Origin of the sequence: Paenibacillus agaridevorans, from assembly GCF_003112455.1 — a bacterium.
Classification (GTDB): Bacteria; Bacillota; Bacilli; order Paenibacillales; family Paenibacillaceae; genus Pristimantibacillus; species Pristimantibacillus agaridevorans.
In genome coordinates this window covers 1-8165 of sequence record NZ_BDQX01000027.1, presented here as the reverse complement: position 1 = coordinate 8165, position 8165 = coordinate 1, and the positions used below count along the sequence as shown (strand labels likewise).

General features: G+C 45.8%; 5 protein-coding genes. 2 read left to right on the top strand and 3 right to left on the bottom strand.

Features of this window, described 5'->3' with window-relative positions; genetic code table 11:
• Nucleotides 1-164 precede the first annotated feature (164 nt).
• Genes PAT3040_RS01550 through PAT3040_RS01540 form a run of 3 tightly spaced genes read right to left on the bottom strand, consistent with a single transcriptional unit; the run spans nt 165 to nt 3333 of the window.
• Complete coding sequence (locus PAT3040_RS01550; RefSeq protein ID WP_108991265.1) at nt 165-1508, bottom strand: ABC transporter substrate-binding protein; 1344 nt, start codon at nt 1506-1508, stop codon at nt 165-167.
• Between the two features lie 40 nt (nt 1509-1548).
• Nucleotides 1549-2418, bottom strand: a complete 870-nt coding sequence (locus tag PAT3040_RS01545) for a carbohydrate ABC transporter permease (RefSeq protein ID WP_108991264.1) — start codon at nt 2416-2418, stop codon at nt 1549-1551.
• A 12-nt stretch (nt 2419-2430) separates the two neighbouring features.
• Nucleotides 2431-3333, bottom strand: coding sequence for a carbohydrate ABC transporter permease (locus tag PAT3040_RS01540; RefSeq protein ID WP_108991263.1), 903 nt, complete (start codon nt 3331-3333; stop codon nt 2431-2433).
• A 504-nt stretch (nt 3334-3837) separates the two neighbouring features.
• On the opposite strand from PAT3040_RS01540, the gene PAT3040_RS01535 reads away from it, so the two are divergent.
• Nucleotides 3838-6996 carry a DEAD/DEAH box helicase gene (locus PAT3040_RS01535; protein ID WP_108991262.1) on the top strand — a complete coding sequence of 1053 codons (3159 nt, stop codon included), beginning with the start codon at nt 3838-3840 and terminating at the stop codon, nt 6994-6996.
• A gap of 293 nt (nt 6997-7289) precedes the next feature.
• Nucleotides 7290-8063: a GntR family transcriptional regulator gene (locus PAT3040_RS01530; RefSeq protein WP_108991261.1), complete on the top strand. Its 774-nt coding sequence runs from the start codon at nt 7290-7292 to the stop codon at nt 8061-8063.
• Nucleotides 8064-8165 lie beyond the last annotated feature (102 nt).

Here is an 8165-nt window from a genome sequence, read left to right as displayed (position 1 = left end):
CATATTTCGGAAACGGGCCTACTTGTGCAGTTTCTTCGGCCGTATCTTTTTTTTCAGTCAGATACAGTCCAGCCGCAACCAACCCTGCCAGCACGATTGCTAGAATTAGTCCGCGTTTCCGATTAAACATGACCATGTACTCCTTTCGTTAAAAGCTCAACTCATTATTTTTTGATTTTATCTAGTACAGCTTGTGCAGCCGTGTCGCCTTTCTTCAGTAGCTCCTCTATATCCAGCTTGCCCGCCAGATACTCCGTAAACAGAGGATCTATCGCGCCAATCCATTCTTCCCATAGCGGATTGTCTCCAACATTGGAGGCATGCTCCATGCTGTCCAAAAATACCTTGATATTGGCTGGGTTTCCTTGGTGTTTGGATAAAGCCGCATCTGCCATCGCTTTATTGGCTGTAATGCCTTCTGCCAATGAAGCGTTCAGCTCTTGAGCTTCATCGCTAAGGAAATACTGGATAAATTTCCAGCCTGCTTCTTTCTCAGTATCGTTTGCTTTTGCATCCAGCACCCAAGAGTTAGCAACGAGCGCGCTGTAATTCACACCGCCAACACCCTTTGGCATAAGCGCTACATCGTAATTTATGCCTTCCTGATCATTTGAAAGTCTTCTGGCAAAATTATCATAGAACATCGCTGTAATGCCGCGCGGAAACCATGTGCCATGATTTGGCGTAACTTCGCCCTCTTGCTCCAGCAAGCTTGGCGTTAAGCCTTCATCCCAAAACTTTTTCATGTAAATCAATGCTTCTTTTACTTTCGGATCGCTGGCAAATGTGCTCTTTGTACGAGTTTCGTCCAGAAGGTCTCCTCCAAACTGACGGATCGTCGTATACCAGCCGTAACGGAAATGATTGGCAAGGCCAATACCGTATTGCTTTTTATCTTTATCCGTCAGCTTCTGAGCAGCAGCGTACACATCGTCCGTCGTCCAGTCAGCTGTCGGGTATGCAACATTTGCCTCATCAAACATATCTTTATTATAGTACAAGACGTTTACCTGAATTGCTTGGGGAACTGCGAAATACTCGCCTTTTGCATTTTTAATGGCATCGAATCCGTAATAGTCCTGAAGCGAAATTTCCTTCAAGCGATCTGTCAAATTTTCAATGGCGCCTTCTTCGGCGTATTGTGCAATATATGGGCCATCAAGCAAAAATACAGTAGGGCCATCGCCCGAAGCTAAATCCACTTTCAAGTTTGTATAATGCGTTCCCCAGTCTGTGCCCAAATCCTCTACCGTAATATGTTCGTTTTTCTCCATAAACTTATCAATAATTTTTCCAAATGTTTCTCTTGCTGTTTCGTCAGCGTAATAAGCAACCTGAATCGTAACCGGCTCTTCCTTAGTCGATTCGCTAGGCGCCGGCGATTGATTTTTGCCGCTGTCCGGCGTAGAAGAACTTCCCGCATTTCCTCCGCTATTGGAGGAGCAGCCCGCCAAAATAGTAGTAAATAGTAAAATGAAAATTGTGACTGCCTTCGTTGCTTGTTTCATGTTAACCCTCCTGAATTTGATGTATATGCATCAAGGATTATTATCCTTTGACACCGGATGTTGCGATGCTTTTCACGAAATAGGGCTGTGCTGTAATAAATAAAATAATAACCGGCAGCACTAGCAATACATTGCCCGCCATCTCTAGCTCCGGGCGTGAGTTATATTGTCCAGTGGACAGATCGCGTATTTTTAATACCATCGTCCACAAATCGCTGTTTTTTCCAATAAAGATCATCGGATACAATATTTCCGCCCACTTTTCTTGAAAGGTCAGAATTGCTAAAGTGATCAATGGAGAAATCATCAGCGGCAGATGAATGCGAGAGTAGATGGTGAACCAACCGGCTCCATCAACCTTTGCGGCTTCATCCATTTCCTTAGGAATGGTACGGTAAAATTGCCTTAATAAAATAATGCCGAAGGCTGAAGCCAAAAAAGCAGGTATGATCAGCGGATAATGGGTGCCCAGCCAGCCCAGCTCTTTAAAAATTAAAAACTGCGGTATCATCGTCACCTGTGACGGCAGAAATATAGAGATAACGGCAAAGCCAAAAACGATATTTTTCCCTGGGAATGAAATTCTTGCGAGAGCAAATGCTACCAGGCTACAAGATAATACGGTGCCGATCATGGCTAGCCCTGTCACCTTCACGCTATTGAAAAAATACAGCATAAACGGATGCCCTTTTTCAGGGAACAGCAGCCTCGTATAATTTTCCCATTGCGGAGCAGCGGGCAGCCACTTGAATGCATTCAAAAACTCCCCATTTGTTTTTAAGGATGCTAGAATCATCCACACAAACGGCAATAGCATGCTTATTGCCCCAAGCAGTAAAATGATCGTAAAGATGATCGTACTCACACCGATCTTTGTTCCATTTCTTTTGTTTGCGGCGATACTTGCCAATTGTTCTGCCTCCTATTCTTCGTAATGAACCCATCGTTTCTGTAAAAACAGGACGATAAGCGTTACGATAATCATGCACAGGAACGATACCCATGCGATCAGCGATGCATAGCCCATATCCATAAAACGAAATGCTTTTTCATAGAGATATACCATCAGATGCGTATCCGAATATTTGTTATAGCGATTGAACACCATTGTAAAATGCTGATCGAAAGCTTGAAACGCACTGGATATCGAAATAATGACAATTAAAAAGGTCGTTGGAGATATCATAGGCACGGTAATGTTTCGAAATCTTTGCCAAACGTTCACACCGTCAATTTCTGCTGATTCATATAGCGAATCTGGAATATTGTTAAGTCCTATGAAATAAATGAACATGGCATAGCCAAGACCCTTCCACACGGCTACTAGCGCTAAGCTGGGGATAATTGAATCCGAACCTATTCCCAGAAAAGCAATATCGGACTTGCCAAACCAGCCAATAATTTGATTGACGATGCCAATTTCCGGAGCAAGCAGCCAAATCCAAACCATACCGATTACAAACCAGGATGGAATAGCCGGGAAATAGTAGATTGCGCGAAGCCACTCCGACCATTTGCCTCTAATCAATTTTTTGGAATAACTCAGCATAACTGCAAAAACAAGCGGAATGACAACCTGAATCGGCACATAAATGAGTGAATAATACCAAGTGTTTTTAAAGGCAGTCATAAACAACTGGTCAGCTAAAAGCATGCGTATATTGTCCAGCCCGTTGAACATCGGCGGCGAAATAACTTTAAATCGTGTAAAAGAATAGTATAAGGACATGCAGGCTGGAATTATAAATAGCATAAAAGCGCCAATCACATACGGCATAATGAATAAATAGCCTGTAAAATAATCTGAAGCTTTCCGTCGCATCATAATCACCTCCCTTTCCGAAAAATGTTGTAATCGTTTTCTTAACGCTTGTTTTATTATAAGATTGAACCTCCGCCCAATCTATTTCCGTCTCTTTACTTTCTCGGTCTTTTGTTTACTTGTTAGCGTAAAAAATATGTTTGCACGCAAAACAGGCTGCCAGGAGCCTATAAACAGCCTATTTTTTAGCTATTGGTGCTACCACCAGATTCATATTCTCCGGTACCTTAGCACTTAAAATGGCCAACCTGATATACCGGGAGAATAACCTATTATGTTAAAATAAGAAAAATGTAATCACAGTTATCGGCTTAATTACATCGGGAACAGCCTCATTTAGAATAGGGATTCTTTCACACTTCGAGAGAAGAACCTAAGCTTCGAGAGAAATGGGCAGGTAATCGGGGGTTACGAAGAATATAAGCTAAAGTAAGAGGAGTAACCTTAGAAGTTGCTCTTTTTCTATATGCAGCAATTCCAAAAGAACTAGGAGGCGTACCTCTACTCATGAAAGAAGGCCTATACGAACAAGTCATCAACGGTTTGACATCGGAGCAACTGCTTCGGCTAAATGCCTCTGAGTTCGTTATTGGAAAGGAGAAGCTGGACAGCGAAGAAGCTCGGAAAATGTTATCCAGCTACATCGGGCTTGTCACCCGCAGGGCGCTTAAACTGGTGAGGGAGCAGGCAGGGACACAGGACGAAGAGGCGATATTGGCACAGGTACGGACGTGTAATGATGTTATAGCGTCTTTGAAGGAAAGTCTCGGAGCAGAGGAAGCCGAAGCGCTAAAGCTGGACGAGCAGGGCGAAGTGCTGACGCATATTTACTCCAGGATAAATCACATTCGTGCATTCAAAGACGAGAAGGTAATTCGGCCAGCGACGCCGTTGTCCCAGAGTTCATTATTTACCGGCGCGCATGCGGAGCCGAACATGCTCCACGAGTTAAAACAGGAAATTCTGACGTCGGATCGGATCGACTGGCTTGTGTCCTTCATCAAGTGGAGCGGTCTTCGTTGTTTAATGGAACAACTGGAGCAGTTCACGACCAGAGGTGGAAAGCTACGCGTCATTACAACAACGTATATGGAAGCTACTGACTACAAAGCGATTCAGGAGCTCAGCAAGTTGCCGAATACAGAAATCAAAATTTCGTACGACACCGATCGTACTCGGCTGCATGCTAAAGCCTACGTTTTCAAGAGGGATACCGGTTTTACGACGGCATACGTCGGTTCGTCCAATTTGTCCAATCCGGCGCTTACCAGCGGACTGGAATGGAATTTGAAGGTGACGGAGAAGGATTCCTACGACGTACTGAACAAGATCGACGCCACGTTCGCAAGTTATTGGAACGATCGGGCGTTCAAGCTCTTCGACCCTACCGATGAAACTGACGAGGAGATGCTGTTGCTAGCGCTGCGCAAGGGAAAGTCGGCCAGGGATGAAGAGGGACTTTCATTTCCGTTCGAGATCCATCCTTACGACTACCAAAAGGAGATCCTGGAGAAATTAGAGGCGCAGCGAACGTTGCATGGACGGACACGCAATTTGGTTGTGGCGGCGACTGGCGTCGGAAAGACGGTCGTATCGGCGTTCGACTTCAAAAAATTTGCACAAAATCAACCAAATGCGAAGCTGCTGTTCGTTGCGCATCGCGAAGAAATTCTGAAGCAAAGCAGAGATACGTTTCGCTATATCCTGAAAGATTTGAACTTTGGCGAACTTCAAGTTGGCAATCATCAAGCTCAGAGCCTGGATCGTCTGTTTATTAGTATTCAGAGTCTGAATTCGATGCAACTTACGGAGCGAACGACACCGGACTATTACGATTACATCGTAGTTGACGAATTTCACCATGCGGCTGCGCCGTCCTACCAAAAATTGCTCAGCCATTATCGTCCTCGTATTTTGCTAGGTTTAACGGCGACGCCTGAGCGTATGGATGGCAAGGACGTGTTTGGTTATTTTGACAACCGCATCGCGGCCGAAATTCGGCTTACGGATGCAATCGATCGGAAGTTATTGAGTCCTTTCCATTATTTTGGGGTGACGGATGCGGTTGACTTGACGCAAGTGCGTTGGTCGAGACGCGGATACGATTTAAACGAGTTAGAAAATTTGTATACGCATAATAAGATTCGCGCCGTACAAATTCTAAACAGCCTGCGCAAGTACTCGACGGACATGGACGCTCTCAAAGGGCTGGGATTCTGTGTTGGCATTGATCACGCACGCTATATGGCAACCGTCTTTTGCGAGGCCGGCATACCAAGCATATCCCTATATAGCGGATCTAGCGATACGGAGAGACAATCAGCCAAGAGGAAGCTGGAGCAAGGCGAGATACGCATGATTTTCGTCGTGGATTTGTACAATGAAGGCGTTGATATTCCTGCTGTAAATACGATATTGTTTCTCCGCCCGACGGAAAGCTTGACCGTATTCCTTCAGCAGCTTGGACGCGGACTCCGCTTGCATGAGGGCAAGGAATGCCTCACCGTACTGGATTTTATAGGACAGGCCCACCAGGAATATAATTTTCAGGAGAAATTCCGTGCGTTGGTGGGGAGGACAAAACATTCCGTTCAACATTATGTAGAGAATGGGTTTTCAAGTTTGCCGCGAGGCAGCTTTATCCAGCTCGAAAAGCAGGCTAAACATTACATACTGCGCAATCTTATGAGTATGTCCGTGAACCGAAGAAGCCTGGTGAATCGACTCAAATACTTCGAGGCAGATACAGGCTTACCCGTGACGCTAGAAAACTTCGTGGGACATTACGGGCTCACGCTGCAGGAATTGTATGGCGGAAGAACGGGACGAAGAAGCTTTCAGGGGTTATTGGTTGAAGCGGGATTAAAGGAGCCGTATCTATGGGAAACAGGCGAATATTTGACGAAGCGTATCCCGGCGTTACTGCAGCTCAATGAACCCAGACTACTGCGTTTCCTACTCGATTACATGGCAACAAGCCGGCTAGTGCAGTCCGAAGAAGAGCAGCTCATGCTTACAATGTTTTATTATACTTTTTACAGGACGGAGCCTAAAAAGCAGGGGTTTGCGGGAGTTCAGGACGCGCTTCTACAAATCTTTTCATGCGTCCCATTCCGAGAAGAAGTAACGGCAATCCTGCACTATAATCTTTCTAATATCGATTTTGTCAACAAACCGCACGGCTTGCCTTACGCTCTACCGCTTTATGTGCATTGCCGTTATACGCTGGACCAGGTGATGGCCGCTTTCGGCTATTGGAACGATGAAGCGGCGCCTAGCTTCCGCGAAGGAGTCAAATATTTTGAGAGCAAGTCAACCGACATTTTCCTTATCACTCTAAATAAGTCGGACAAGGACTTCTCCCCATCAACGCAATATGAGGATTACGCCATTAATGAGACGTTGTTCCATTGGCAGACGCAGAGTCGTACTTCAGAAGAGTCGAAGACGGCACAGCGATATATTCATCACCGGAAACGTGAGTCACGCATCCTGTTATTCGTTCGGGAATACAAGGAAGAGGGCGGATTTACGAGTCCCTTTACATTCCTTGGAGAAGCGGAATACGTGAGTCATGAAGGCAACAAGCCAATCAGTTTCGTCTGGCGGCTGAAGGAAGAGCTGCCTCCGTCTATGGTTCCGGCGGCCAAAAAGGCGATCGTGTAGCAAGATGCAAGAGATTCAAGGATGACCCCCAATCCCAAGGAGGTCATCCTTTTCTTTACCACATAAGAATTTATAGTTCCCGAGCTTGCCGGAGAAGTGAAATTCTTATTGGCGATAAAAACTACCTCTAAACGCGGTCGATCATCTCTGAAAGGCCTCGATAGAAGTTTTCTCATATTTATTTGTTGTAAAGTATATTGACATCCCACTCGCGATGATATAATGTTATAACCAGTTACTCGAGAGGTTATAACCACTTAATAAATCCTTTACAAAGAAAGGGGGTTGGGAAAATGCTCGATGACAAGCTGCCGGTTACGCTTCAGTATCAGCTCAGAAGCAAGATGCTGGAGAAGATTCAAAGCAAGATTTGGGCGCCGGGAGAACAGATCGCAAGCGAAAGGGAATTATGCGATGAATACGGAGTTAGCCGGATAACGGTGCGAGAGGTGATCAAAGGGCTTGTGCAAGAGGGTTATCTTGTCCGCAAGCAAGGGAAAGGGACCTTCGTGTCCCTTCCTAAATTCGAGCATGAGTTGTCCAGCGATTATAGCTTGTCCAAGGAGCTCGAGAAGAGCGGGCTGGAATCTTCGTTCCAATTGATTTCGTTCAAGCAAGTACAGCCGTCGGCATCATTGATGAGACACCTGGAGGTAAACGAGCACGAGTCGATTCATGAACTGATCAGGCTCCGGCACATCGGCGGTGAGATTTTTGCATGGGAGCGTTCCTATACGCCAAGCAAATTCCTGGAGAAGGCGACGGAAGAGGATCTGGACCGAGAAGGATTGTATATGACAATTTTTCATTGCTCCGGTCTAATGGCGGAAGAGGCGGAAGTGGAGATCGAGGCGGCGAACTGCCCGTCGGACATTGCCGTACAGCTGCAGATCAAAAAAAATGCGGCCGTCATGCATCTGACAAGAGTGACAACGGCGCAGGAGCAGATCATCGAATACTGCGAAAGCTTCATTATCAGCGACAAATATAAATACAAATACAGGCAGAAGCTGCGCAAAAAAGCGGTTTACGAAGGTGCGCTCAGCGAGTCCAGAAGCGGCGAGTAATGCAGCAGTGTAGCAAAACAAAATAGATTATTAATTCGGCGGCGCGGCCTGGTCCGCGCCGCCTCACTCCCGGCGATGGTGCGATCATCTTAGTTCCGCCGA

Coding starts and splice junctions, on each gene's coding strand:
- PAT3040_RS01550 (WP_108991265.1), bottom strand. CDS start 1,508: ATGAAACAAGCAACGAAGGCAGTCACAATTTTCATTTTACTATTTACT.
- PAT3040_RS01530 (WP_108991261.1), top strand. CDS start 7,290: ATGCTCGATGACAAGCTGCCGGTTACGCTTCAGTATCAGCTCAGAAGC.
- PAT3040_RS01540 (WP_108991263.1), bottom strand. CDS start 3,333: ATGATGCGACGGAAAGCTTCAGATTATTTTACAGGCTATTTATTCATT.
- PAT3040_RS01535 (WP_108991262.1), top strand. CDS start 3,838: ATGAAAGAAGGCCTATACGAACAAGTCATCAACGGTTTGACATCGGAG.